Genomic DNA, 1,495 nt, shown 5'->3' with positions numbered 1-1,495 from the left:
CGTACAAGTCGGCGTCGGGGTTTCCGTTGGTGCCCAAACCGGCGTCTATATCTACGCCGAAGCGGCCTACGGCAAAGGCAAAAACCGTTCGGACAGCCAAACCCATCAAAACACCCTGCTGCAATCGAACAAACTGCAGCTCAGCAGCAAGGGCAATACCGTGCTGAACGGTGCCCAAGCCCATGCCCGACGCATTGATGCCGATGTCGGCGGCACACTGCACATCGAAAGCCCGCAGGACACTGTCGAACAGGAGAGCAAACAAAACGGCGGCGGCATCCGCGCCCAAGTCGCGCTCGGTACCGCATGGAACGTATCCGGCAACTACAACCAAAGCAAAGCCAGCGGCTACAGCCGCAGCGTCGGCAGCCAAAGCGGTCTCTTTGCCGGCGAAGGCGGTTATCACATCAAAGCCGACAGCGTCCGGCTTAAAGGCGGCGCCATCGCTTCTGCCGCAGACAAAGACCACAACGAACTCACCGCCCGCAGTTTCAGCTTCGAAGACCTCCGCAACGAAAGCAGCTACAGTGCCCAAAGCATGGGCATCGGTGCCGGTTATGGCGGCAGCCTGAAAGGAAGCGACGGCTTCAATCAAAGCGCCTTCGGCCGTGCGTCCCAAACCGCCGGCCAGAACATGAACAAAGGCCTCAACTACAGCCCCACCCTGCCGCAGCATGAAAGCGGCGACAGCCAAGGCTATACCCGCTCGGTACTCGGCGAAGGCAAAATTACCATCGGCGGCCAAGCCACCAGCGCCCGCGCACTCGGCATCCAAACCGATCTGCAAAACGCCCACTGCGCCGCTGCCTGAAGGTGAATACCAAGATCCCTTCGACTTTATGCGTGCCTACGATTTGGACTTCCCTTACGAATACCTGCAAAACTGGGTGGATTACTACACCGGCCAAACAGATACTTTGGGTTTGCCGCCGCTTGCGAATGACGAATAGAGTTTAGGATTAAGTTGCTGTGTGTTTACATCGCAGGCAGCCTGCCCCCTTTTCCCGTTTTCAGGCTGCCTTTCCCCACCCCCGCACACACTACGGATACCCCCGCCATGAACAAACACCGCCATAAAACCGTCTTCAACCGCACCCGCGGCATCCTGATGGCCGTAGCCGAGACTGCCATCGGGCAGGGCAAAAGTTCCGGCGAGCGCTCAAGCGGAGAAGCCTGTGGCGGTAACGGCAGCCTAAAAACTCATTCAGGCAGAGACCTTTGCAAAAAAGCCCTTCCCTCGACAGCCGGAACCTAAACAAAGATTTTCGGCTGTTTCTCTCCCCCAATACCTCCTGATTTTACCCAAATGCCCCCTTAATCCTCCCCGGATACCTGATAATCAGGCATCCGGGCCGCCTTTTAGGCGGCAACAGGCGCACTTAGCCTGTTGGCGGCTTTCAAAAGGTTCAAACACATCGCCTTCAGATGGCTTTGTGCACTCACTTTAATCAGTCCGAAGTAGGCTGCCCGGGCGTAGCGGAATTTACGGTGCAGC

At 57.4% G+C, this 1,495-nt stretch carries 2 protein-coding genes and 2 pseudogenes; 3 read left to right on the top strand and 1 reads right to left on the bottom strand.

Features of this window, described 5'->3' with window-relative positions; genetic code table 11:
• From ACTHTJ_RS10640 to ACTHTJ_RS10630, 3 genes and pseudogenes are all read left to right on the top strand, one after another.
• Positions 1-811 (top strand): hemagglutinin repeat-containing protein (locus ACTHTJ_RS10640; RefSeq protein ID WP_440360952.1); only part of this gene is annotated, 811 nt, incomplete at its 5' end.
• Positions 801-950, top strand: a pseudogene (locus tag ACTHTJ_RS10635) (RNA polymerase subunit sigma); the annotation flags it as partial. The gene ACTHTJ_RS10640 and the pseudogene ACTHTJ_RS10635, both read left to right, overlap by 11 nt.
• A gap of 107 nt (positions 951-1,057) precedes the next feature.
• Positions 1,058-1,255 (top strand): ESPR domain-containing protein, encoded by a 198-nt coding sequence (locus tag ACTHTJ_RS10630; protein WP_070585808.1) that lies wholly within the window; start codon positions 1,058-1,060, stop codon positions 1,253-1,255.
• Between the two features lie 104 nt (positions 1,256-1,359).
• On the opposite strand, the pseudogene ACTHTJ_RS10625 reads toward ACTHTJ_RS10630, so the two are convergent.
• Positions 1,360-1,495 (bottom strand): annotated as a pseudogene (locus tag ACTHTJ_RS10625) (IS5 family transposase); the annotation flags it as partial.

It is taken from the genome of Neisseria sp. P0018.S001 (assembly GCF_051957355.1).
Lineage (GTDB): Bacteria > Pseudomonadota > Gammaproteobacteria > Burkholderiales > Neisseriaceae > Neisseria > Neisseria subflava_A.
Note: the sequence above shows the minus strand (reverse complement) of the source record. Positions and strands in the feature narration are given on the sequence as shown.

What these genes read in the sequence shown, in the direction of transcription:
- ACTHTJ_RS10630 (WP_070585808.1), top strand. Translation starts at nt 1,058, where the DNA reads ATGAACAAACACCGCCATAAAACCGTCTTCAACCGCACCCGCGGCATC.